Origin of the sequence: Akkermansia muciniphila (genome assembly GCF_040616545.1) — a bacterium.
Lineage (GTDB): Bacteria > Verrucomicrobiota > Verrucomicrobiia > Verrucomicrobiales > Akkermansiaceae > Akkermansia > Akkermansia muciniphila_E.
In genome coordinates, this window is record NZ_CP156688.1 from 1132872 (window position 1) to 1157598 (window position 24727).

General features: G+C 58.0%; 16 protein-coding genes, 2 tRNA genes and 3 rRNA genes. 17 read left to right on the forward strand and 4 right to left on the reverse strand.

What is annotated here, in order from left to right:
• The first annotated feature begins 4 nt into the window (after nucleotides 1-4).
• The 5 genes from ABGM91_RS04620 to kdpC all read left to right on the forward strand — a co-directional run bounded on the left by ABGM91_RS04620 (nucleotide 5) and on the right by kdpC (nucleotide 6192).
• A complete protein-coding gene (locus tag ABGM91_RS04620; protein WP_354834047.1) occupies nucleotides 5-703 on the forward strand; it encodes a response regulator transcription factor in 699 nt (232 codons plus the stop codon).
• Nucleotides 704-857: 154 nt separating this feature from the next.
• Nucleotides 858-1637 carry a TonB-dependent receptor gene (locus ABGM91_RS04625; protein ID WP_354834049.1) on the forward strand — a complete coding sequence of 260 codons (780 nt, stop codon included), beginning with the start codon at nucleotides 858-860 and terminating at the stop codon, nucleotides 1635-1637.
• 113 nt (nucleotides 1638-1750) lie between these two features.
• Nucleotides 1751-3451: a potassium-transporting ATPase subunit KdpA gene (gene kdpA / locus ABGM91_RS04630; protein ID WP_354834051.1), complete on the forward strand. Its 1701-nt coding sequence runs from the start codon at nucleotides 1751-1753 to the stop codon at nucleotides 3449-3451.
• A gap of 33 nt (nucleotides 3452-3484) precedes the next feature.
• Nucleotides 3485-5596: a potassium-transporting ATPase subunit KdpB gene (gene kdpB, locus ABGM91_RS04635; protein WP_354834815.1), complete on the forward strand. Its 2112-nt coding sequence runs from the start codon at nucleotides 3485-3487 to the stop codon at nucleotides 5594-5596.
• A gap of 29 nt (nucleotides 5597-5625) precedes the next feature.
• Complete coding sequence (gene kdpC, locus ABGM91_RS04640) at nucleotides 5626-6192, forward strand: potassium-transporting ATPase subunit KdpC (RefSeq protein ID WP_354834053.1); 567 nt, start codon at nucleotides 5626-5628, stop codon at nucleotides 6190-6192.
• 151 nt (nucleotides 6193-6343) lie between these two features.
• Here kdpC and ABGM91_RS04645 read toward each other — a convergent pair whose 3' ends face one another.
• Complete coding sequence (locus ABGM91_RS04645; RefSeq protein WP_354834055.1) at nucleotides 6344-7948, reverse strand: putative Ig domain-containing protein; 1605 nt, start codon at nucleotides 7946-7948, stop codon at nucleotides 6344-6346.
• 189 nt (nucleotides 7949-8137) lie between these two features.
• Between ABGM91_RS04645 and clpB the strand changes: the two genes are divergently transcribed.
• Nucleotides 8138-10720 carry an ATP-dependent chaperone ClpB gene (clpB, locus tag ABGM91_RS04650; protein WP_215426762.1) on the forward strand — a complete coding sequence of 861 codons (2583 nt, stop codon included), beginning with the start codon at nucleotides 8138-8140 and terminating at the stop codon, nucleotides 10718-10720.
• 123 nt (nucleotides 10721-10843) lie between these two features.
• On the opposite strand, the gene ABGM91_RS04655 is transcribed toward clpB, so the two are convergent.
• Complete coding sequence (locus tag ABGM91_RS04655) at nucleotides 10844-11812, reverse strand: PEP-CTERM sorting domain-containing protein (RefSeq protein WP_354834061.1); 969 nt, start codon at nucleotides 11810-11812, stop codon at nucleotides 10844-10846.
• A gap of 962 nt (nucleotides 11813-12774) precedes the next feature.
• Here ABGM91_RS04655 and ABGM91_RS04660 point away from each other — a divergent pair.
• The 10 genes from ABGM91_RS04660 to ABGM91_RS04705 all read left to right on the forward strand — a co-directional run bounded on the left by ABGM91_RS04660 (nucleotide 12775) and on the right by ABGM91_RS04705 (nucleotide 21744).
• Nucleotides 12775-14286 (forward strand): 16S ribosomal RNA (locus tag ABGM91_RS04660).
• Between the two features lie 170 nt (nucleotides 14287-14456).
• A tRNA-Ala gene (locus tag ABGM91_RS04665) sits at nucleotides 14457-14532 on the forward strand.
• An 88-nt stretch (nucleotides 14533-14620) separates the two neighbouring features.
• A tRNA-Ile gene (locus ABGM91_RS04670) sits at nucleotides 14621-14697 on the forward strand.
• Nucleotides 14698-14910: 213 nt separating this feature from the next.
• Nucleotides 14911-17746: ribosomal RNA gene (locus ABGM91_RS04675) — 23S ribosomal RNA — on the forward strand.
• Between the two features lie 241 nt (nucleotides 17747-17987).
• A 5S ribosomal RNA gene (gene rrf, locus ABGM91_RS04680) occupies nucleotides 17988-18103 on the forward strand.
• Together the 16S, 23S and 5S rRNA genes with 2 tRNA genes alongside form the textbook arrangement of a ribosomal RNA operon.
• A 299-nt stretch (nucleotides 18104-18402) precedes the next feature.
• Complete coding sequence (locus ABGM91_RS04685; protein ID WP_354834064.1) at nucleotides 18403-18543, forward strand: hypothetical protein; 141 nt, start codon at nucleotides 18403-18405, stop codon at nucleotides 18541-18543.
• 129 nt (nucleotides 18544-18672) lie between these two features.
• Nucleotides 18673-18756 (forward strand): PEP-CTERM sorting domain-containing protein, encoded by an 84-nt coding sequence (locus ABGM91_RS04690; protein ID WP_354834818.1) that lies wholly within the window; start codon nucleotides 18673-18675, stop codon nucleotides 18754-18756.
• A gap of 105 nt (nucleotides 18757-18861) precedes the next feature.
• Complete coding sequence (locus tag ABGM91_RS04695) at nucleotides 18862-20427, forward strand: sialate O-acetylesterase (protein ID WP_354834067.1); 1566 nt, start codon at nucleotides 18862-18864, stop codon at nucleotides 20425-20427.
• 288 nt (nucleotides 20428-20715) lie between these two features.
• Complete coding sequence (gene nrdR, locus ABGM91_RS04700; protein ID WP_012419886.1) at nucleotides 20716-21207, forward strand: transcriptional regulator NrdR; 492 nt, start codon at nucleotides 20716-20718, stop codon at nucleotides 21205-21207.
• 9 nt (nucleotides 21208-21216) lie between these two features.
• A complete protein-coding gene (locus ABGM91_RS04705) occupies nucleotides 21217-21744 on the forward strand; it encodes a hypothetical protein (RefSeq protein WP_354834076.1) in 528 nt (175 codons plus the stop codon).
• Nucleotides 21745-21753: 9 nt separating this feature from the next.
• On the opposite strand, the gene ABGM91_RS04710 is transcribed toward ABGM91_RS04705, so the two are convergent.
• Entirely contained in the window at nucleotides 21754-22608 is an 855-nt protein-coding gene (locus ABGM91_RS04710; RefSeq protein WP_354834079.1) for a nitroreductase family protein, read from the reverse strand.
• Between the two features lie 99 nt (nucleotides 22609-22707).
• On the opposite strand from ABGM91_RS04710, the gene ABGM91_RS04715 reads away from it, so the two are divergent.
• Nucleotides 22708-23040, forward strand: a complete 333-nt coding sequence (locus tag ABGM91_RS04715) for a helix-turn-helix domain-containing protein (protein ID WP_215428670.1) — start codon at nucleotides 22708-22710, stop codon at nucleotides 23038-23040.
• Between the two features lie 6 nt (nucleotides 23041-23046).
• Here ABGM91_RS04715 and ABGM91_RS04720 read toward each other — a convergent pair whose 3' ends face one another.
• Nucleotides 23047-24726 carry a SulP family inorganic anion transporter gene (locus ABGM91_RS04720; protein ID WP_215428669.1) on the reverse strand — a complete coding sequence of 560 codons (1680 nt, stop codon included), beginning with the start codon at nucleotides 24724-24726 and terminating at the stop codon, nucleotides 23047-23049.
• Nucleotide 24727: the final 1 nt, after the last annotated feature.

A 24727-nucleotide genomic window follows, 5' to 3' on the forward strand; every position in this document is an offset into this window, starting at 1 on the left:
CCTGATGAGCGACCTTCCCGCAGATATCCTGATTATTGATGACGAACGGCAGATACGCCGTCTTCTGAACCTCACGCTGGCCGGGGCAGGCTACCATGTCCGCGAGTGTGAGAACGGACAACTGGGCCTGAGCGAGACCGCGCTGAAACGGCCTGACGCCATTATTCTGGACCTGGGCCTTCCGGACATCAGCGGCCTGGAAGTATTGAAACAGCTTCGGGAATGGACTCAGGTGCCCATTCTGATCCTGACGGCCTGGGACAGGGAGGATGAGAAGGTGGACGCCCTAGACGCCGGGGCGGACGATTACCTGACCAAGCCGTTCAGCGGCCGTGAATTGCTGGCGCGCCTGCGCGTGATGCTGCGGCGCAACCGTCCGGACAGGGAGCCCTCCGTGTTCCGGCTGGGATCCATTGTCGTGGACCTGAGTTCCCGGCGCGTGGAGAAGGGGAAGGAGGAAATCCACCTGACCTCCAAGGAATACGGCATTCTGCGCCTGCTGTTGCTTCACCAGGGTAAGGTGATGACCCACCGCCAGCTGCTCCGTGAAATCTGGGGCCCCCAGCATGAGGAAGATACGCACTACCTCCGGGTGCACATTGCCCACCTGCGGCAGAAGCTGGGGGATTCCGATCCGGAAAACCGCATCATCCGCGCGGAATCCGGCCTGGGGTACAGGATTGTGGCAGACGGGGCTGAATAATTCTTTTTTCCATTCCCGCGGGCCGGGAAAAATTGCGGCGTTCCAACCGTGGCATCCGGAAAAATATATTTTTTCATAACGGTTGCAGGGCATGGCTTAACTTCACGCAGGTCAATATGCTGTGTAGGATTCAGGACGTATTCGATACGTCTTTATGAAGATTACACACATCGCAAGAAACATAGGGGCCGCAGCCCTGGGCTGCGCCATGATAACAGGAACCGCCTGCATGGGCGGAGAAACGTCTTTCCCGGCTGCTCCCTCCCTGGCGAGAGTACAGGAGGCCGCCATACCCTCCACGGACACAGACTGGGCCTTTTCCCTTTCCGCGGGGTGGTCCAGCAAATATGTGACGGAAGGGCTGGACTGCCTGCCGGGCAGCGGCATTTGGGAAGTGGCTCCGAGCATTTCCTGGAAGGACCTTACGCTCAGCGCCTGGTACGCCGGAGGGGATTCCGCCAATTACGATGAACTGGACCTGGTGCTGGGCTACGCCTGGAAGCTGGGAAAGTGGACCGTCAATCCCTGGTATGAGCACCAGTTCTATTTCACGCAGGATTACAATGTAGCCAATCCGGCTCTGACCGTCTCCTATGCCGTGACGGACTGGCTGACCGTGGGAGCGGAAACCCAGGTAAAAGTGGAGCATCAGGATTTTGAAGCCTATTACAGCGCCTTTGTGCAGCTGGAATGGTCCCCTCTGGAAAACGTGACCGTGGCCCCCATGGTCAGGTACGGGTATAACGGCGGTTATAACGTGGACTATGATGACGGCTCCAACTGCATTGACTGGAGCCTGGGCGTGACGTGGCGGTTTGCGGAACATTATTCGCTTTCCGGCTCCGTCAACTATTCCCAGGCGGCCACGGTGCTGCGCCGCAGGGACGCCGGGGACGAGTTCTGGGTGGGCTTCCGCCTGGGCGTGGAATTCTAACGGCGTACGGACGGCATGAAAACGGGCTTCCGGAGGGAAATTAACAATTTCTTAATGTCCGGAAGCCCTTTGTTAACTACCCGAAATTTCCGGAATATGTATAGAGTAGCGTTATGTCCTCACACGACTTGTTAATCATTGTCCTATTCATAGGCATACTGGTCGCCTTCACCCCGTTGCTCGGGAAGTGGCTGGCGAATGTTTTACAGGGAAAGCGGACCTGGCTTTCCCCGGTTCTGGGCCCCGTGGAGCGCTGCACGTACCGTGTGGCCGGCGTGGACCCCTCCCGCGAAATGGACTGGAAAAAGTATCTGACGGCCGTTCTTCTGTTTAACGCCGCCGGATTCCTCATCCTCTTCCTTTCCCTGCTGTGCCAGAAATGGCTGCCGCTGAATCCCGCCGGCACGGAAAACATGCGGTGGGACATTGCCCTGAATACGGCCATCAGCTTTATGACCAATACGAACTGGCAGTTCTACTCCGGCGAAGGGCCGGAGGGCATCAGCTACTTTGTGCAGATGACCGGGCTGGGCGTCCAGAACTTCGTCAGCGCCGCCACGGGGATTGCCGTCATGGCTGCCCTGATCCGCGGGCTGAAAAGGAAATGCGCCTCCACCCTGGGCAACTTCTGGGCGGACCTGACGCGCAGCACCCTGTACTTCCTGATTCCGATTTCCGTAGTCGTCGCGCTTCTGCTGGTCTCCCAGGGAGTGGTGCAGTCCTTTGACGGGCCCGTCACCGTGCCGGGCATGGATGGCGTGGAACAGGTGATCCCCAACGGTCCGGCGGCCTCCCAGGTGGCCATCAAGCAGCTTGGGACGAATGGCGGCGGCTTCTTCGGGAACAACAGCACGCATCCCTTTGAAAACCCCACGCCCTTCAGCAACATGGTTGAAATGCTCTCCCTGCTCCTGATCGGCTGCGCCTGCCCGTACGCCTATGGCGTGATGATCGGAAAAAAGAAGCAGGGCTGGATCATCTTCGGCGCCATGATGCTTCTGCTCGTGACGACTATCGGGCTGTCCCAGTGGGCGGAACACGCGGGCAACCCGCTGTTCCCCGGCATGGAAATGCTGGAGGGCAAGGAAGTGCGCCTGGGTGTTACGAACAGCTCCCTCTGGTCCGTGGCTACCACGGCTTCCTCCAACGGTTCCGTGAACTGCATGCATTGCAGCATGTCTCCGCTGGGCGGCGGCATCGCCCTGTTCAACATGCTGCTGGGTGAGGTGATCTTCGGCGGCCTGGGCTGCGGCCTGTACGGCATGCTGATGTTCGCCATGATTACCGTGTTCCTGTGCGGCCTGATGGTAGGGCGCACCCCCGAATTCCTGGGCAAAAAAATTGAAGCGCGGGAAGTGCGCTGGTCCATGGTGGGTGTTCTGCTGCCCGGCATAGCCGTCCTGGTCATGAGCGGGCTGGCCGCCGCTACGGAAGTGGGACGTGAATCCATCTGCAACGCCGGACCTCACGGGCTGACGGAAATCCTGTACTGCTTCGGTTCCCAGGCCGGGAACAACGGCAGCGCCTTTGCGGGCCTGGCCGTGGGGGATACGCCTTTCTATTCCGTGCTGGGCGGCCTGGCGATGCTGCTGGCGCGCTTCGGAGCCATCATTCCGGTGATGATCATTGCGGGCAGCATGGTATCCAAGAAAACCGCGCCGCCGGCCCAGGGCACCATGGCGACGGACAACCTGATGTTCATGGTCCTGCTGGTGGCCGTGGTGCTGATTGTAGGCGCCCTCACCTTCTTCCCGGCCCTGGCCCTGGGGCCCGTTCTGGAGCATTTGCTCCTGTATTCGGGAACCATGCTGTAAGGCATATTCACCAACAATCCAGATTTTACGATGATGAAAGAAGAAAAAAAGAATCAATCCTGGTGCACCGGGGCCATGCTGAAAACGGCCTTCAGGGACGCGCTGCGCAAATTTGACCCGCGCGCCCTGTCTAAAAACTTCGTGATGTTCGTCACGGCCATCGGCGCTCTGATTGCCACAATTGTCCTTGTCAGGGATATCGCTGCCGGGCAGCCCTTCGGCTTTACCCTGCAAATCACGCTCTGGCTCTGGTTCACCGTCCTGTTCGCCAACTTTGCGGAAGCATTGGCGGAAGGCCGCGGAAAGGCCCAGGCGGACGCCCTGAAAAAAATGCGCGTCTATGTGAACGCCCGCCTCCTGACGGACAAGGGCACGGAGGAAATCGTCTCCGTTTCCGAGCTGCGCAAGGGACAGAAAGTGCTGTGTGAGGCCGGGGACGTCATCCCGCTTGACGGCGAGGTGATTGAAGGCATCGCCAGCGTGGACGAATCTGCCATTACCGGGGAATCCGCCCCGGTCATCCGTGAAAGCGGGGGCGACCGCAGCGCCGTAACGGGGGGCACCCGCGTGATCAGTGACGGCATCGTCATCCGCATCACGGCGGAACCGGGCAATACCTTCTTGGACCGCATGATCGCCATGGTGGAAGGCGCCAGCCGGCAGAAAACGCCCAATGAAATAGCGCTGGGCATCCTGCTGGTGGCGCTGACCATCGTCTTCATTGCCGTAGTGCTTTCCCTCCCAGCCATGGCCGGATACATTGAAGATTCCGCCCGGGCGCTGGGCTTCAGGGCGGACGGCCATATCTCCCTGCCCATCCTGGTCTCCCTGCTGGTGTGCCTGATCCCGACGACGATCGGCGGCCTGCTAAGCGCCATCGGCATCAGCGGCATTGACCGGCTGGTGCGCCGGAACGTGCTGGCTACGTCCGGCCGTGCCGTGGAAGCGGCCGGGGACATTGACGTGCTGATGCTGGACAAGACCGGAACTATCACCTTCGGCAACCGCATGGCGAATGAATTCCTGCCTGCGCCCGGCGTGGAGGACCAGCAGCTGGCGGAAGCCGCCCAGCTCGCCTCCCTGTCTGATGAAACGCCGGAAGGCCGCAGCATCGTGGTGCTGGCCAAAAAGCAGTTCGGGATCCGGGGGCGCCACATGGACGCGGACCACATCTCCTTTGTTCCATTCTCCGCTTCCACCCGCATGAGCGGCGTGGACATGGCGGAGCACGATGGCCAGCCGGCCGTTTCCATCCGGAAGGGCGCTGCGGAAAGCGTGGCGCAGTGGGTGAAGGACCAGGGCGGAACCTTCCCGCAAGAGGTGGAAATGACTGTGCAGAACGTCGCGCGGGCGGGCGGCACGCCTCTGGTGGTGGCCCGGGGAAGGGACGTGCTGGGCGTCATCTATCTGAAGGACATCGTCAAGGGCGGCATCAAGGAACGCTTCGCCCGGCTCCGGGCCATGGGCATCCGCACCGTCATGGTGACCGGGGACAATGCCCTGACTGCCGCGTCCATTGCGGCGGAGGCCGGGGTGGACGACTTCATTGCGGAAGCCACGCCGGAAATGAAGCTGGCGCGCATCCGTGAAGAACAGGCGGAAGGCCATCTGGTGGCCATGACGGGGGACGGCACAAACGACGCTCCCGCCCTGGCCCAGGCTGACGTGGGCGTGGCGATGAACACCGGCACGCAGGCCGCCCGGGAGGCCGGCAACATGGTGGACCTGGACAGCAACCCGACCAAGCTGATTGAAATCGTGGAAATCGGCAAGCAAATGCTGATCACCCGCGGCGCGCTGACCACCTTCTCCTTTGCCAATGACGTGGCCAAGTACTTCGCCATCATCCCCGCCATGTTTGCCGGTCTCTTTGTAGCTGCCGGCATGGCCCAGGGACCGCTCTCCGCCCTGAATGTGATGGGCCTGCACTCCCCGCAGAGCGCCATCCTCAGCGCCGTGATCTTCAACGCCCTCATCATCGTGGCGCTGATCCCGCTGGCCTTGAAAGGGGTCTCCTACCGTCCGGCGGGAGCGGCCTCCCTGCTGAAACGCAACATCCTCATTTACGGGGTAGGCGGCCTGATTGCGCCTTTCATAGGCATCAAGCTCATTGACATGGCCGTCACCGCCCTGCACCTCGTCTGAACAAATCAAACCCAACCTGCTGAATCATTATGAAATGGACATTTCCCAATCTGCGCCTGTTTCTGGCGCTGGCCGTCATCACCGGCGGCATTTACCCCCTGGCTGTCACGCTTGTCAGCCTGGTTCTGTTCCCCCACCAGGCGCACGGTTCCCTGATCCGGAATGAACGGGGGGAAGTCATCGCCTCGGAGCTCATCGCCCAGCCCTTCACCTCCGCCCGGTACTTCTGGCCCCGGCCCTCCGCCGGGGACTACGCTACCATGCCTTCCGGAGCCAGCAACCTCTCCTGGACCTCCGGGGAGCTGGTCAAGACAGTGGCAGAGCGCAGGGCGGCCCTGCTGAAAGCCCACAACCTGCCGGAGGAAACGCCTGTTCCGGCGGATATGCTCTTTGCGTCCGGCAGCGGACTGGAATCCTTCATCTCTCCGGAAGCGGCGGAATTCCAGTTGAACCGTGTGGCCGCCGCGCGCGGACTGCCCCCGGAAAAAATCCGGGAACTGGTGGCGGAACACTTTGTCCGGGGAGGAATTCTGGGGGAAAACGTGATCAACGTGATGACCCTGAACGCCGCGCTGGATAAATTGCCCCGTGGTTAGCGGTAGGGAACGCCACGCCGCCCCGGTCCGGAGAATAATCCCGGCGGAAAATCGCCCGGCGTCAGCCGGCGCCTTGGTTCCGCATCTTTCTCCGGCAGCCGGGGCGGTTTTTACTGATGAAGCGGCGGAAGGCAGCCTCCCGGCCCACGGGCTATTTTTTACCCTCCAGAAGGAACAGGGCCGCCCCGTGCGGGTTGAGCTGCACATTCATTTCCTGGCGCGCCGTGCCGGCGTTTTCCTGCTTCCACACGTCGCGGACATGTTGGGGAGATTTCAGTTTAAGCCGGGAAAGGGGAACCTTCACGGTCTGGCGTTCATTGCCCGTATTGAAAAATCCGACGGCAGTACGGCCTTCTCCCAGGGGCTTGATCCAGACTTCGCAGCCATCTTGGGCTAAAACCTTTTCCGAGGGGCCGTGAAACGTCTGGTTCACGGCAATCACTTCCCGGTTGCACAGGATGCCCCGCGTGAAATCGTCCAGGTGCTCCAGATCACAGGAAATAATCAGGGGGGCGGAGATCATGGCCCAGAAGGACATTTGAAAATACTGCTCGTCCGGCGTCAGACGGGTGGGCTGGAACGTGGTGTTCGCCTTCCCGACCTTGCCCAGGCGGCCGATCTGGAGCATGTCCGGATCATTCCAGTGCCCCGGTCCGGCATAAGGCTGCCATTTTTCCTGGGAGGAGGCGATCTTCTTCAAGCTCCCCCAGTGATCCTCAATATCCCCGGTGGTACGCCAGACGTTGGCCGTTTTGCTGATGGGGGCGGCAATCTCAAACGGAGTGGAATTGGAAACGCTCAGGACAATGTCCCGGCCGCTCTTCTTCAAATCGGCGGAAATTCTTTCCGTGCTCGGCACGTCGATCAGGTACCAGTCCATCTTGACGTAGTCAAAACCCCATTCCGCCCACTGCTTGGCGTCCTGGGAAACCATCCATACGGGGCCGATTTTGGCGGCTCCCAGCCGCTGGGAACCGGGACAGCCTCCGAACAGCTGGTCGGGCTGCGGGCGCTTGTTTTCAGGCAGGGCCAGAGAGGAATAATCCCCCTGGGAATTGGGGGAAGTGCCGCCCATGTAACCGGCATAAGTGCCCATCCAGGGGGTGGAATAAATCCCCGCCTTCAGCCCCAGGCGGTGGATTTCACGGCACATGGACTTCATGTCCGGAAAACGTTTGTTGGGCTGGATGGCGCGGTACTTGCCGCCCCGACTGCCCTGCCAGCAATCGTCAATGTTGACGTAGGAATAACCGTACTGGGCCAGTCCGGACTCCACCATCAACCGGGCGGTTTTCAGGATATTTTCCTGGCTGACGCCGCCGCTGTAGGAATACCAGCTGCTCCAGCCCATGGGAGGCGTCAGGCAGATCTCCTTTCCGATGCGGACGGTCAGGGTCCCGGTGGTTTTACCGTGGCTGTTGCTCGCCTGCACGGGAAAGGAGTAAGTGCCCGGGCGGCTGATTCTGCCGGTAATGACGCCGGTTTCCCTGTCCAGCTTCAATCCCGGAGGAAGCTTGGCGGCCGCAAAACTCATCGGACGCTTCCCGCTCGCGCTGATGGACATCTGGATGGGCGCGCCGGGGGTGGCGCCGAAAAGCCGCGGTTCATTAATCAGGGGAGCAGGGGATTCCGGAGGTGTCAGGCGCACGCCCGGTTCCGGAGCCGGATACGGGGAAGGCATCTCCCTGCCGGAGGCGGCTGTATGGGCCAGGAGCAGGGCGGAGCAGAGAAGCGGAAGAAAAGGAATGCGGATCATAGGAACAACTGAAACTGGAGACAGGAAAATAAGGAATTGCAGTTAAAATACGGATTTTTTAAAAAATGCCGGGCACATGACAATATTACAGGCAGTTTGAAGGGTCAAAAAAAATCTGGATAACAGGAAAAATCCTGCTTTCCCATTCAACGGTTGGAGTTATTCTTATGTCTAAATTACCAACATACCATGCTTAACAATCTAACAACAAAATTTCAGGAAGCGCTGATGCAGGCGCAGCAGACTGCGGGGCGGCTCGGGAAGCCGGAAATTTCCTCTCTGGACGTTCTGGTGGCGTTGCTGGAGCAGGACGGCGGCATCCTGTCCCCCATTCTCCGGAAAGCCTCCTGTGATCCGGGCCTGCTGCTGCAGGCGGCGCAGAGGGAAGTGGCCCGCGAACCCTCCCAGAGCGGCGCGACCACGCAGCCCCGCATGGGGCGTGACCTGGAGACGGTGATGAACGCCGCGGAAGAAGAGCGCAAAAAGCTCAAGGACGACTACCTCAGCGTGGAACACTTCATGCTGGGCGCCTTGGACACGCAGAACAAGGTGCACCAGCTGACGGACACCTTTGGATTGACCAAGGACAACTATCTGGCCGCCATGAAGGAAGTGCGCGGCAACCAGCGCGTGACGGATGATAATCCGGAAGGCAAGTACCAGACGCTGGAAAAATACGGCACGGACCTGACGGCCCGCGCCCGCGCCGGAAAGATTGACCCCGTCATCGGCCGTGACACGGAAATCCGCCGCGTCCTCCAGATCCTTTCCCGCCGGACCAAGAACAACCCCGTGCTCATTGGGGAGCCCGGCGTGGGCAAGACCGCCATTGCGGAAGGCCTCGCGCGCCGCATTGTCAACGGGGACGTGCCGGAAAGCATGCGCAACAAGCGTATCATCTCCCTGAACATCGGGTCCATGCTTGCGGGGGCCAAATACCGCGGCGAATTTGAAGAGCGTCTGAAATCCTTCCTCAAGGAAGTAACGGACTCCAACGGTGAGATCATCCTGTTCATTGACGAGCTGCACACCATCGTGGGGGCGGGCGCCAGTGAAGGGGCCGTGGACGCCTCCAACCTGCTCAAGCCTGCGCTGGCCCGCGGCGAACTGCGTACCATCGGCGCGACGACGTTGGATGAATACCGCAAGTACATTGAAAAGGATGCCGCCCTGGAACGCCGGTTCCAGCCCGTCATGGTGGCGGAACCCAGCGTGGAAGACACCATTGCCATCCTGCGCGGCCTGAAGGAGCGTTATGAAGTGCACCATGGCGTGCGCATTACGGACGGCGCCATTGTGGCGGCGGCCACCCTTTCCGACCGTTACATTTCCGACCGTTTCCTGCCTGACAAGGCGGTGGACCTGGTGGACGAAGCGGCGGCCAGACTCAAGATTGAGCTGGACTCCATGCCCACGGAGATCGACCAGATTGAACGCGAGGGCATGCAGCTTGAAATGGAGCGGCAGGCCCTGGCTAAGGAAAAGGATGCCGACAGCAAGGCCCGGCTGGAAAAAATCACCAAGGACCTGGCTGACCTGAAGGAAAAATCAGGCTCCATGATTGCCAAATGGAAAAGTGAAAAAGCCGCTCTGGACGCCGTGCGCGTGGAACAGGAAAAAATAGAAGCCTTGAAACTGGAAAGTGAACGGGCCAAGCGGATGGGGGACCTGACCCGCGCCTCCGAAATCACGTACGGTGAACTCCCGGCAGCCGAACAGGCCCTGAAGGAAGGCAAGGAAAAGCTTAACAAAATGCAGAAGGAAGACGGAGGCTTGCTGAAGGAGGAAGTCACGGAGGCGGACATCGCCAAGGTGGTGGCCACCTGGACGGGCATTCCCGCCGACCGCCTGCAGGAAGGGGAACGCGTCAAGCTGGTGCACATGGAAGAACGCCTGGGCGCTCGGGTGATCGGGCAGAAGCAGGCCGTCAAGGCCGTGTCCGACGCCGTGAGGCGTGCCCGCGCGGGACTTCAGGATGAAAACAAGCCCATCGGCTCCTTCCTGTTCCTGGGGCCCACGGGCGTGGGCAAGACGGAGCTCAGCAAGGCGCTGGCGGAATTCCTCTTTGACAATGAAAACGCCATCGTCCGCATTGACATGTCGGAATACATGGAAAAGCACTCCGTAGCGCGCCTCATTGGAGCGCCTCCCGGATACGTGGGTTATGAAGAAGGCGGCCAGCTCTCTGAAGCCGTGCGCCGCCATCCGTACTGCGTGGTCCTCTTTGATGAAATTGAAAAGGCCCATCCGGACGTCTTCAACGTGCTGCTCCAGGTACTGGATGACGGCCGCATCACGGACGGGCAGGGGCGTACGGTGGACTTCCGCAACACGGTCATCATCATGACCTCCAACATAGGCAGCCAGTACATCCTTAATGAATCCAACCCGGAACAGCGGGAAGCCAAGGCCCTGGATGCCCTGCGCGGCCACTTCAGGCCGGAATTCCTGAACCGCATTGATGAAATCATCATCTTTGACCGCCTGACGGCGGAAGAACTCAAGGGCATTGTGGACATTCAGCTTAAGCGTGTCCGCAAACGCCTGGAAGCCAAGGGCCTGTTCCTGCGCATGACTCCGGAGGCTACGGCCCTGGTGGCGGATCATGGCTTTGATCCCGTCTACGGAGCCCGTCCGCTCAAGCGCGCCATCCAGCATGACCTGCTGGATCCCCTCAGCCTCAAGCTCCTGGAAGGGGAATTCCCGGAAGGAACGGAAATCGTGGTGAGGGAAAAGGGCGGCAAGCTTGACTTTACCAAGGAAAAGAAATAACCGGAAAACCTGCTTCTCCGGCGCATTGCCGGGAAACCATAAGGGCGCTCCTGATAGGGAGCGCCCTTATGCTATGAATGCCTGAACCTGGCGGATAAAGGAAAACCCGGGAGCGCCATGCCGTCAGCAACGGCGTCTCCGCAACGTCAGCGCGGCCAGCCCCAGAAGGGCAAGCGCGGAGGTGCAGGGTTCCGGAACCATATTCCAGCCCATGGAGCGCATCAGTTCCATTTCCCCCTCCGTCAGGGTGCGGTGGTAGGTATCCGGAGAAAGGGAATACTGCATGAGGGCGTCCGGATCGCTCGCGCTGTCAATATGGGCCATGCTGGACCCTTGCTGCCATGTGGAGGGATTATAGGCGGTCAGCCCGGTATCGGCCAGCGACAGGGTTTCTCCCAGTGTAAACGCCGTATTTCCGTTCCCCGCCTTTTCCACGATGGACTGGCCTTCCCGGTTGGTTAACAGGGAATCATACCGGGTATACAGCATGGTGCTGTATGCGACTGAAGCATTCCCGGACTGGACCTGGAAAGTGCCGGTCTGTGTGGCCAGGGAAAGGAACCCTACGGTATGCCCCACCTCATGGGTCAGGATGCTTTGAAAATCATATTTTCCCGTATACTCCGCAGATAAGGCGGCTCCGTAATAAAGGGAATCCAGATGGGCGGTGTTGCACTGGATGTAAATATCATACCCCGCGCCGGACCTTGTGCCTCCATCACGCCAGACGGACTCCGCCAGGGTGGAAACCTGCTGCGGTCCGTTGGACTGGTAGTAAAAATAAGGAGAATAGGCGGAGGCCAGGGTGGAGGAATTGGCTCCGTCGTACCAGGTGAGGCCCACGGTAAGCGTCCTGCCGGGAGTGGAATTGATTAAGCTGTCCCAGGTGGACAGCGCCCGTAGGGCGGCGTCTATCTGGCCCTGGTCCCATGTATGGGTGCTTGACGAATCAAAAAATCCCTGGTCGCCGGAATCCAGGAAGGTGCAGGAAAAAGTGGAGCCTACACTGGCTGTTTGTACAGCGGATGAAAGAGGGATGCTTCCCAGGCAGCAGACAGCGTAAATAATTCCAATCCAGAATGATCTTTTCATAAATGGCGAAATAATAAAAACTTCCTATATATAGCAGAAAAAATCCTTCCGTCCATTCGAAAACCGGCGGCTCCGGCCTCCTTCAGGGAAGATGGGAAGGCATTCCGTCTCCATGGAAAGAGCGCGCCATGCAGGGGGGAGGGCAGAAACCGGGGGAAGGCGCCCGGGTCCCTTCAGAAAAAGTAGAACCCCCCTCCTTTCCTGATAGAAGGGGAGACTCTCCCCCTTTCTTCTCCGTGCCCTATTTCCTCTTGGTTGAGGATATGGATAACGGCGTAAAGGAAGCCTCCCCTCTTGGCAGGGGACATTGGAGAAGAAAACAGATCGTCGTGAGGAAGAAAACCCCCCACTCCTTTTTTACCCTGTTGTGCGGTAAAACTGGTTGTCTGGGATGAGGAGGGGAGTGTGGAGTGAGGGAATGTTCAAAAAAATGACGTCGTTTTTGGAGAGTATGACAAAAGCCTAAAACATTCATAATGTTTATGTTGCCAGGTAACGTGACAAACTGGATGAAAGGTTCCTTTGAAAAAACGACTCGAAAAAAATTGACAGTGGGGTTGATTTTGATAGACTTCTCGGCACGCCAACACGGCGACGGGATGAAAAGCCCGGCAGCGGAAGGCCTGGAAAACAGGAGCTGAAGCGGCTGGGGCCGGCCACCCGGAAGAGGGCTTGAAAGAGAGCTCCGATAAGAAGATTTCAAGGGAATGACTACCGAACCCGCCGAGGGTTTTCCGGAGGTCGTCGAGAGACGGTCGAAGGAGAAAAAACCCGAAGGAGCGACCTTGCTCCGAGAGGGGCGGATTGGTAGAAGCAAGGGAAAGAAAAAAGGTCGTGACGCGCGCCGTGCTTGGCAGAGCGAAGATGTCCTCGAGAGACACAACTTGAGGGAAGAGCTGACTGAAGCATGGCGCAGATGAAATCGAAAGATTCCATTTGGTCCAGCAATTTCAAAAATTATTTTGATGGAGAGTTTGATTCTGGCTCAGAACGAACGCTGGCGGCGTGGATAAGACATGCAAGTCGAACGAGAGGATTAGTAGCTTGCTAATAATTCTCTAGTGGCGCACGGGTGAGTAACACGTGAGTAACCTGCCCCCAAGAGTGGGATAGCCCCGGGAAACTGGGATTAATACCGCATAAGATCGCAAGATTAAAGCAGCAATGCGCTTGGGGATGGGCTCGCGTCCTATTAGTTAGTTGGTGAGGTAACGGCTCACCAAGGCGATGACGGGTAGCCGGTCTGAGAGGATGTCCGGCCACACTGGAACTGAGACACGGTCCAGACACCTACGGGTGGCAGCAGTCGAGAATCATTCACAATGGGGGCAACCCTGATGGTGCGACGCCGCGTGGGGGAATGAAGGTCTTCGGATTGTAAACCCCTGTCATGTGGGAGCAAATTAAAAAGATAGTACCACAAGAGGAAGAGACGGCTAACTCTGTGCCAGCAGCCGCGGTAATACAGAGGTCTCAAGCGTTGTTCGGAATCACTGGGCGTAAAGCGTGCGTAGGCGGTTTCGTAAGTCGTGTGTGAAAGGCGGGGGCTCAACCCCCGGACTGCACATGATACTGCGAGACTAGAGTAATGGAGGGGGAACCGGAATTCTCGGTGTAGCAGTGAAATGCGTAGATATCGAGAGGAACACTCGTGGCGAAGGCGGGTTCCTGGACATTAACTGACGCTGAGGCACGAAGGCCAGGGGAGCGAAAGGGATTAGATACCCCTGTAGTCCTGGCAGTAAACGGTGCACGCTTGGTGTGCGGGGAATCGACCCCCTGCGTGCCGGAGCTAACGCGTTAAGCGTGCCGCCTGGGGAGTACGGTCGCAAGATTAAAACTCAAAGAAATTGACGGGGACCCGCACAAGCGGTGGAGTATGTGGCTTAATTCGATGCAACGCGAAGAACCTTACCTGGGCTTGACATGTAATGAAAAACATGTGAAAGCATGCGACTCTTCGGAGGCGTTACACAGGTGCTGCATGGCCGTCGTCAGCTCGTGTCGTGAGATGTTTGGTTAAGTCCAGCAACGAGCGCAACCCCTGTTGCCAGTTACCAGCACATAATGGTGGGGACTCTGGCGAGACTGCCCAGATCAACTGGGAGGAAGGTGGGGACGACGTCAGGTCAGTATGGCCCTTATGCCCAGGGCTGCACACGTACTACAATGCCCAGTACAGAGGGGGCCGAAGCCGCGAGGCGGAGGAAATCCTAAAAACTGGGCCCAGTTCGGACTGTAGGCTGCAACCCGCCTACACGAAGCCGGAATCGCTAGTAATGGCGCATCAGCTACGGCGCCGTGAATACGTTCCCGGGTCTTGTACACACCGCCCGTCACATCATGGAAGCCGGTCGCACCCGAAGTATCTGAAGCCAACCGCAAGGAGGCAGGGTCCTAAGGTGAGACTGGTAACTGGGATGAAGTCGTAACAAGGTAGCCGTAGGGGAACCTGCGGCTGGATCACCTCCTTTCTATGGAGTAAGTGCATTAGAAGTGCACAGGTCGGATCTCTTCCTGAGGGAAGAGGGAGCGGAACCCGTGAGGGCCCGCAACGAACCAAAGATGTGTAAACAGCCAGTTCGCTTGGAGCGAAACTAGGCACGACGTGCGTGACGACCTTTTTTCAAACCGAACCGCAACTGGGGGTATAGCTCAGTTGGTAGAGCGCCAGCTTTGCAAGCTGGATGTCCGGGGTTCGAGTCCCCGTGCCTCCACCAGTTTCGGTAAGAGGGCGGCCAGGGCGCCAGGTAAAAACTATTAACTATTACCTGTTCGCTGTTAACTGCCTCTGCGAGACCCAAAGCCGGGCCTGTAGCTCAGTTGGTTAGAGCACGCGCTTGATAAGCGCGGGGTCACAGGTTCAAGTCCTGTCAGGCCCACCAAAAGCAAATCGATTATTGAGGGAAGAACGAAAATTGACATCTGCGTGGCAAAGAAAACAATTGCTGAGAAGCAATTGCTTTCCAACAAAGTGGGTAGTTGAAAAACAACTACAATACACAATTTAAAACATGCATACCAAGAAATAAGACAATACAGTAAGTCACGAAAGGGCTTTGTGGTATTGTGGAAGTGGTAAAAAACTTTTGCAATATGATGAAGTAAGTAAGGGCGTACGGTGAATGCCTTGGTGCCAACAGGCGAAGAAGGACGCGGCAAGCTGCGAAAATCCTCGGGAAGCTGCAAGCAAGCGATGATCCGGGGGTATCCGAATGGGGTAACCTGATCGAGTTAATACTCGATCGTTCATACCTGAATACATAGGGTATGAAACGCGAAACCCGCTGAAGTGAAACATCTCAGTAAGCGGAGGAAAAGAAAGAGAAATCGATTCCGTAAGTAGTGGCGAGCGAAAGCGGATGGAGCCCAAACCGAAGGTACTCCTTCGGGGTTGTAGGACCACGACATATTCGACCATACTGGATAGTAGAACAGCCTGGAAAGGCTGGCCGTAGAAGGTGAAAGCCCTGTAAACGAAATCCAGCGTGGGAATTAGTGGTATCCTGAGTAATACATCACACGTGGAACGATGTATGAATCAGCGCGGACCACCGCGCAAGGCTAAATACTAGTTGGCGACCGATAGTGAACAAGTACCGCGAGGGAAAGGTGAAAAGAACCGCTGTGAGCGGAGTGAAATAGAACCTGAAACCGTATGTCTACAAAGTGTCAGAGCAGAGCGATCTGCGATGGCGTGCCTTTTGTTTAATGAGTCTGCGAGTCAGTGTTTGTGGCAAGACTAAGGGCTTCCGGCCCGGAGTCGTAGCGAAAGCAAGTCCGAATAGGGCGAATTAAGTCGCAGGTACTGGACCCGAAGCGGAGGTGACCTACCCTTGGCCAGGTTGAAGCATGGGTAAAACCATGTGGAGGACCGAACAGGTGAACGTTGAAAAGTTCTCTGATGAGCTGAGGGTAGGAGTGAAAGGCTAATCAAACCCCGTGATAGCTGGTTCTCTTCGAAATGCATTTAGGTGCAGCGTCACGTGCTGATGCGCGGGGGTAGAGCACTGACAAGGCTAGGGGGCACACCCGCTTACCAAACCTTATCAAACTCCGAATACCGTGCAATGGAACGTGGCAGTGAGACAGTGGGGGATAAGCTTCATTGTCGAGAGGGAAACAACCCAGACCAGCAGCTAAGGTGCCTAAATAACGCTCAGTGGAAAGGATGTGGGATTACACAGACAGTGAGGATGTTGGCTTAGAAGCAGCCACCATTTAAAAAATGCGTAATAGCTTACTCATCGAGTGATCCTGCGCCGAAAATGATTGGCGATCAAGCGTTATACCGAAGCTCTGGACTTTACCTTATGGTAGAGTGGTAGAAGAGCGTTGCATACGCGTTGAAGGGTGATGGCGACTGACCCTGGAGCGTATGCAAGTGAGTATGCAGACATGAGTAACGTAAAGCCGGGTGAAATCCCCGGCCGCCGTAAACCCGAGGTTTCCAGGGCAACGTGTTTCGTCCCTGGGTTAGCCGGGACCTAAGCCGAGGCCGAGAGGCGTAGGCGATGGACATCAGGTTAATAATCCTGAGCTCGCGACCCTTAAACTGGGAGGACGCATGAGAAAAGATGACTAGGTTATTGAATTCCGAGTTGAGTCTACGGACTCAGCGCATCATTGGATCGAGTGCCAAGAAAAGCCCCAGCATATGCTAAGCGACCCGTACCGCAAACCGACACAGGTGGGTGGGTAGAATATACCAAGGCGTAAGAGTGAAACCTGGTTAAGGAACTCGGCAAATTAGCCCCGTAACTTCGGAAGAAGGGGTGCCTGCAGCGATGCAGGCCGCAGAGAAATGGCCCAACCGACTGTTTATCAAAAACACAGCACTCTGCAAAGACGCAAGTCGAAGTATAGGGTGTGACACGTGACCAATGCCGAAAGATTAAGGCAAGGGGTTAGCCGCAAGGCGAAGCTCTGAACCCAAGTCCCGGTGAATGTCGGCCGTAACTATAACGGTCCTAAGGTAGCGAAATTCCTTGTCGGGTAAGTTCCGACCTGCACGAATCGTGAAACGAGTTGGGCACTGTCTCAACCAGGCGCTCAGTGAAATTGTAGTGGCGGTGAAGATGCCGCCTACCCGCAGAAGGACGGAAAGACCCTATAGACCTTAACTGTAAGCTGTCATTGTTTCTTCGGTTTTAATGCTCAGAGTAAGTGGGAGACGCTGAAGACACCCTTTAGGGGGTGTCCGAGTCATCAATGAGACACCACCCTTTGAAACTGGAGGATCTAACCCTGAGCCGTGAATCCGGCCAGAGGACCGTGTCAGCCGGTCAGTTTTACTGGGGCGGTATCCTCCCAAAGAGTAACGGAGGAGCGCGAAGGTGGGCTCAGCCCGGTTGGCAACCGGGTGTCGAGTGCATGGGCATAAGCCCGCCTAACTGTGAGACCTACAAGTCGAGCAGATGCGAAAGCAGGCCCAAGTGATCCGGCGGTAGAAAGTGGAATTGCCGTCGCTCAACGGATAAAAGGTACCTTAGGGATAACAGGCTGATCACGCCCAAGAGTTCATATCGACGGCGTGGTTTGGCACCTCGATGTCGGCTCGTCGCATCCTGGGGCTGGAGAAGGTCCCAAGGGTCCGGCTGTTCGCCGGTTAAAGCGGCACGCGAGCTGGGTTCAGAACGTCGCGAGACAGTTCGGTCCTCTATCCTCTGTGGGCGTTGGAAAATTGAGGGGTTCAGACCTTAGTACGAGAGGACCGGGTCTGACGCACCACTGGTGCATCGGTTGTACTGTCAAGTGCATGGCCGAGTAGCTAAGTGCGGACGGGATAAGCGCTGAAAGCATCTAAGCGCCAAGCCCATCCCAAGATGAGTTTTCCCTATAGGTTCGTGGAAGACCACCACGTTGATAGGTCGCAGGTGTAAGTGCAGCAATGTATTGAGCCAAGCGATACTAATTACCAATAGACTTCATCATATTACATCACTCCCGTTCGTGAATAACAACTTACCGTTGTCCTGTTCATACGATGTATGTTAAAAAAAAGTAACACCACCAGCCACGCAGATGTCAGTTTACGCTGACTTTCCTCAAGAGGCCACTCCTCTTTTAGAAATCTTCTTAAAGCCACACAAAACACATACAAAAAATCCCCCCCTCAAAGCCCCCAAGGGCTCCCGGGCAGGCAGGATGAAGAGAAACCCTCTTCCCCCTGAAGCCCGGTGGCCAGAGCGCAGTGGTCCCACCCGGTCCCGTTCCGAACCCGGAAGTGAAACGCTGCCGCGCCAATGGTAGTCGGACGATAGGTCCCGCAAGAGTAGGTCGCCGCCGGGATTTTTTTCATCAAGCCCCGCCAGTTCAAAAACTGACGGGGCTTGCTCTTTTCTTGATATGAACCATTAAGAGTTCCAGGGGGTAAAACAAAAGAAATAAGCAAGCCAGCACGCACTGAACACAATCATTCATCCGGTTCAGAGATGAACTGCGAAACTCCCTCCGGGATCAAAACGAATCCGGACTTTAGCCTCGCGGAAGGTCTACTCTCACTTGCTCCCTTACCGGAGCGGCAGCATGGAACTGCCGGCGCTGACCCTGGGCGCGGAAAAGAGCGTATACACATTACCTGCACGGGAGTGGACAATCTGCAGATCAGCGGGACCAGCCTGACGATCAATTTGAGCGGGGTCGGCCCGGACCTGCTGGGCGATTACAACTTCTTCTCCTTTACGTTCAGTGAGGGGAACAGTACCGCCCCTTTAATCTGGCGGACCTAGCAGTCACGGCCGTCAACGGCGATCAAACCTACACGGGCTATGCCGACACCCAGGACGGGGCCATAACGCTGTATTTCGGCAATCCGGAGGCATGCACCGGCAGCCTATACCGTTGCGAAGACGGATATGATGCTCAGTGTGCCGGAGCCCGCCACGGCGACGCTCAGCCTACTGTCCCTGGCAGTTCTCGCCTTCCGCCGCCGCAGGAACTGAACTGGTCTTTTTTCACCACCCGCCTTCTTATGTCCATGGCCGGCAGTTGACGATTGAAAAGGAAAATTCCGGCAGTTATAATTGCCATAAGCAATTTTAACCCGCATGAGATTTTTCCTGCCCTTCCTGTTCCTGTGCCTTGCTTCGGCATGTTCCGCAAAAGAGCTGAAGATTTTTTTGCTGACGGGCCAATCCAATTCCCTGGGAGCAGTGAAGGGCAGTCCCGCTTCTCCGGAGCTGTTGAAGAAGTATGAACCGGGGAAGACGCTGTACTGGCATGAAAACTTCGGCCAGAGGGAAGGGGTGTTCCCCGGCGCTTCCACGTCCTGGGAGCAGGTCCGGCCCGCGATGCCGCGCTATAACGGCAGCATGTGCATGGGGCCGGAGTACGGGTTTGCCTTTACGTTGGAAAAGAACGGCTGGTTCAGGGATGCGGACGTGGCCATTGTGAAAGCCTCCCGCGACGGAGGGGACAATTCCCATTGGCAAAGGAACGGACAGGCTTACAAGGCGCTGGTGCAGGCCGTTAAGAATGCCTGCGCCGCCGTGGACAAATCCAGGCACTCCCGGGTGGAGTTTGCCGGATTGCTGTACTTGCAGGGGGAAAGCAACGGCGGAGGCTCCGTTCCGGCAAGCGCCTCCCGTTTTATGGAACTTCTGGGCAATCTGGCGGCGGACCTGAAACCGTATGGGGATACGGCCGCCCTGGCCGCACAAAAAGCCGTCATTGGAGAGAATGCCAGCTGGAGCAGCAAAAATGAGAATGATCCGGAGACGGGCAATGTCACCGGGGGGCTGGAAGGGCGTGATACGGAGGTCCAGGGAAAAACCACCCACCGGCTCATGAAAGAGCTGGCCGCTTCGCGGCCGTCCCTGGGGTATGTCCCTACCCGTGATCTTCCCAAGCTGACCGCCGGGGACAACATGGGGGTGCATTACAGCGGCAAATCCCAGATCAGCATAGGCGCGCGCTTTGCCTATGAAGCGGCCCGGCTGGCCGGGAAGGATGCCGGTTCCGTCCGCAGCGGCCGTTATGAAGTTCCCCTGGGTTCTCCGGACGCCTGGATGAACCGGAAAATGCCGGGCACGAACGTGTGCGTCTGGAACGTGGCTTCTTCCGTAAAGCCCAGCCTGGTATCGGGCGTGGTGAAGTTGTTCGGCATCCATGTGGAAGATACCGCCGTTGATACCGTGGTCATTCAGAGTGCGGGCGCTTCCGGGGACCGTCTGGTGCTGGGGCCGGGCGGCATCCGCCTGGCGGAGGGGAAGAATTTGCTGCTCAGGACTAATGTACAGCTCGCGGGCCGCCAGTCCTGGCATATTCCGGGCGGCTCCGCCGTGGTGATTGAGCCCTTGGCGCCAGCCGGCGGCCTGGACGGGAAAATTCTTCCCGTCCGTTTGTCCGGGCAGGCGGAGATCCGGATACTCCGCGCGGAAGGCGCCTCGGAAGCGGCGGGAATGGCCCGCGTCGTGTTAAAGCGGGTGCAGGCTGCCTCCCTGAAATGTTCCTGGACGTTGTCCGGAAAGGTGGAAATGTCCCTGGAGGAGATGAAAGGGCAGGCTCTGAATCCGGGCAGGATACTCGTCAAGGACGGCGCCGTTCTGAATCTGAATGGCGTTAAACTGCCCGCGGGCAGCATCGTCAACCAGGGCGGCACGGTGAATCCGTAACGGGCAGGCGGAGAGAAGCCTCGTGCGGTCCTTCTCCCCGGCAGCTCTTTTCCGTCCCGGAGGGAGGAAAATGCGTCTTCATGACGGGGCCGGGGAGTTTACGGGGCGCCGCTTATTCACAATTCCGGCATGGCGGGGAATCCGTGCAGCAGTGCGGACGGCGCTGTTTCAATCCCCTGTTTATTCACAGGAAGCCGTGTTCCGAAAAAGCTGATGATGAAGGCTTCTGTACCATATTTGGCGTACTTTTTCCTTTATGGATGCGTTATGTAGTAGTATGGTCATGCCATGAGATGCGTTCAGTGCGGTCATTTGGAGGACAAGGTCATTGACTCCCGTATGTCCAAGGACGGGACGACCATCCGCCGCCGCCGCGTCTGCCTGCGGTGCGATTACCGCTACACGACTTATGAGCAGATCGAGCGCACGGAACTGCGCGTGGTGAAGAGGGACAACCTGCGGGAGGCCCTGAACCGCGAGAAGATTTTGCGCGGGCTGGTGAAAGCCTGTGAAAAACGGCCCGTGAGCATGGACCGCCTGGACCGCGCCGTGGAAGAAATCATTTCCGAATTGCACCGCGACCATCTGCGTGAAGTCCCCTCCAGCGAGATCGGCAAGAAGGTGATTGAAAAACTGTACGCCATTGATCCCGTGGCCTACATCCGCTATGTGTCCGTGTACCGCCAGTTCTCCAATGTGGAGGAATTCATTCAGGAGATCACGCAGATGCGCCACCAGACGCTGATTGACCCCCTCCAGCGCAAGCTTCCCATCCTTTAAGTTCCTTTTATGATCGGCTTCAGAAACAACAGACCGCTGCTCAAGCTTGGTGATTGCCTGATCGCCGGGTATGGGGACCAGTGGCTGGCTGATGCCCTGGAACATGCCGCCCGGCGGGCAGGAACCACCCTGCCGTTCAAGGAGGACCTGATCGCCTCCGTCCGGTATTATCTGGAGCATGAGTGTGATTTGTCCGTGATGGGGGTGTCCGAACTGTACGCCCGCCTGCGCCGCATGCTTAAGGAGGTGGGCCTGGATCACCTGGCCAGGGAGCTGAAGGAGGAAACCCCTCCCATGACGGTCAGCGTGGCGGACATCGCCCGCAGCGTGCCGTTCTGGCTGTTTTTTGCCTGTGAGCTGAAAAAACAGGTGGAGGAATTGCAGGGGCACGGCATTACCAAATACTGCTTTACCGGAAGGAAGGAATGCGTGATGGCCCTCCAGGGAAGAAAGCGGTGGGACCGTTCCTGCCAGACCCTGCTGGAAGACCTGGATTTTCTCCTTTCCCGCTATGAGGAGCAGGAAAGGAACCATTGACCGGAAAGCCTACCGGAACCTGATTTCACGCCGCTTCCGTTCCGGCATGCGCTTGAGCTGTACGGTTGGCGTACCAAGGACAAGGGCCTGGTGCACCGCGTGGCCTTCCGGCAGGTGCAGGGAGCGGAGAAGAGGTTTGTACCTGAACGCCCTGCATCCCAGAACCAGGCCGCCCATGTAGCAGCTTCCCAGCCCCTGCGCCGTCAGGGCCAGCATGATGTTCTGGGAGAGGACCGTGGCGTCTTCCCGCGCGGTTTGTGACGCCGGGCCGGTCAGCAGAAGCAGTGCCGGGGCTCCGTACAGAACAGGATCTTCCCCCCGCTCTGCCGCCTGCCTGCGCAGGGGCTGCGTGGCGCTTTCAGAGAGTACGGCTTCGTAATCCTGCGGGGCCATGAAGAGCCGGGCCAGGAAACGCGTGACGGGAAAACTGGCCAGTCTTTCCAGTCTGCTGTACATGCGCAGGAGGGCCTTTCTGACGCCGGAAAGGGTTTCCGGGTCTTCCACGGCCATCAGGTGGATGCTTTGGGCGTTCAGACCGGACTGGGAGTATTCCGCCACGCGGCGCAGGCTGTCCCAGGCTTGACGGCTGACGGGGGTTGGCTTGAAATGCCGCACGCTCCTGGTTTTCATGAGCAGGTTCAGCACTTCCGTTTCACCCGGAATGGGGCCGATGGGCGCCGTGTTTTTTACCCTGGCGTGGGTGATGGCCTGCCGCGGGCAGACGGCTACGCAATGACCGCAGTCAATGCAGTGCTGTTCCGCCGCTCCCTCCAGGGACTCAAAGCCGCAGAAGCGGGTGAGGAAGCAGGCCTGTTCACATAAATGGCAATGGATGCACTTGTCCCGGTCAATGGTCAATTTCATGGCTGTGTGTATTGGAATTCCGGCCAGCATAGGAGGACAGGGAGTTTTTGACAAGTAGGCACTATTTTGTAATATAGTATCAAAAAAGATACTGTAACCATGAAAAAGCCTTCCTCCTCTTACCGTTGCCCCTGCGGCGTCACGCTCTCCCTGATTGGCGGAAAGTACAAGATTGTGATTCTCTGGCACCTTTACCAGAAGGCCCCCGTGCGGTTCAACGAGCTGCATCGGCTGATTCCGGAAGCTACCACCAAGATGTTCACCCAGCAGCTCCGGGAGCTGGAAGCGGACGGGCTGGTGGAGCGCAAGGCGTACCCCGTCATTCCTCCCAGGGTGGAGTATTCCCTGACCGCTTTCGGCAGGAGCGTCCTGCCCGTGCTGGAAGCCATGAATGAATGGGGCGCGTCCTACCTGGCCGGACGCGGGGAATAGCCGCCCTTACAGGTGCTTTGGCGCGGGACCGTGGATGATCTTGCGGGCGCGGCGCAGGGCGGCGTCAATATTCTCGCAGATATTATAGCGCTTCAGTTCCCGGTAAAAGGGCGCGTGGCGGATGACGTCCAGGGGCTGTGGCTGCACGCCGCAGACCAGCAGGGTGGAGCCGTGCTCCCGGCACTGGTGGCAGAAGTCGGAAAGGACGTTCAGCCCGGTGGCGTCCAGCGCGGGAACCAGGCGCATGCGCAGGATGACCACCTTGGTGTCATGCTCCAGCGTTTCCAGCACCTGGTCCTTGAACTGTTCCACGGCGCCGAAGAAGAAGGGGCCTTTCACGTCAAAAACTTCCACGCCTTCCGGAATGTCCAGCTTGGCGGCGGAGCGGCCTTCGTCGTCTTCTTCGTCATTGTCCAGCAGTTCGTTCTTGATGGCGGAGACGTCGCTGATCTGGGCCATGCGGCCCATGAAGAGCAGGGCGGCCAGCACCACGCCCACCTCCACGGCTACGACCAGGTCCACAAAAACGGTCAGCAGGAACGTGATTACCAGCACCGCCGCATCCTGCCGCGGTCCTTTAAGCAGGCGGCTGAACGTGTGAATTTCACTCATGTTGTAGCATACCACCGTCAGGATGCCCGCCAGCACGGCCAGGGGAATTTGCTGCGCGTACTGGGCAAAGGCCATCAGAATGGCCAGGAGGGTCAGCGCGTGAATCATGCCGGAAACCGGGCTTTTGGCCCCCGCCTTGATGTTGGTGGCGGTGCGGGCGATGGCTCCCGTGGCCGGAATGCCGCCGAACAGGGCGGACCCGATGTTGCCGATACCCTGGGCGATGAGTTCCATATTGGGCTTGTGGCGTCCTCCGGTCATGCCGTCCGCCACGGAGGCGCTCAGCAGGGATTCAATGGCCGCCAGAAGGGCGATGGTGAAGGCCGGAGCCGTCAGCGCCCCCAGATTGTGCCACTCAATGTGGGGCAGTGAGGGAAGGGGGAGGGTGTTCGGCAGGCTGCCGAAGGCCTGGCCGATGGTCGTAACGGGCAGGGAGAAGACCACGGAAACGGCTGTCATGCCCAGCATGCCCACCAGCATGGCCGGCACTTTGGGCCAGAAGCGGCGGCTCAGCAGGGTGATGGCCACGGTTCCCGCGGCTAGTCCCAGCGCCGCCCAGTTGATGGTGTGGAAATAATTAAAGTAGCACGCCCATTTTTCAATGAAGTCGCCGGGGATTTTTTCTGTAATGGTGAGGCCGAAGATGTCCTTGATCTGCGTGGAAAAAATCACCACGGCAATGCCGGAGGTAAATCCCGTGGTGACGGGGAACGGAATGAAGCGGATGAGCGCCCCCATGCGGCAGAAACCCAGAATGATGAGGAAGAGGCCCGCCATCAGCGTGCACACCAGCAGTCCGGACACGTGGTACTGTTCCAGCACGCCCATAATGATGATGACGAAAGCGCCGGTGGGGCCGCCTATCTGGTACTTGCTTCCGCTGAACAGGGAAATGAGGAACCCGGCCACGATGGCGGTGACGAGGCCCTGGGTGGGGGAGAGCCCGCATGCAATCGCAAAGGCCATCGCCAGCGGGATGGCTACCACGCCTACGGTCAGCCCTGCGAAGAGGTCCGCCAGAAAGGTTTGCTTGGTATAGGTCTTGAGAGAGGAAAGGAGAGCAGGTTTGAACATG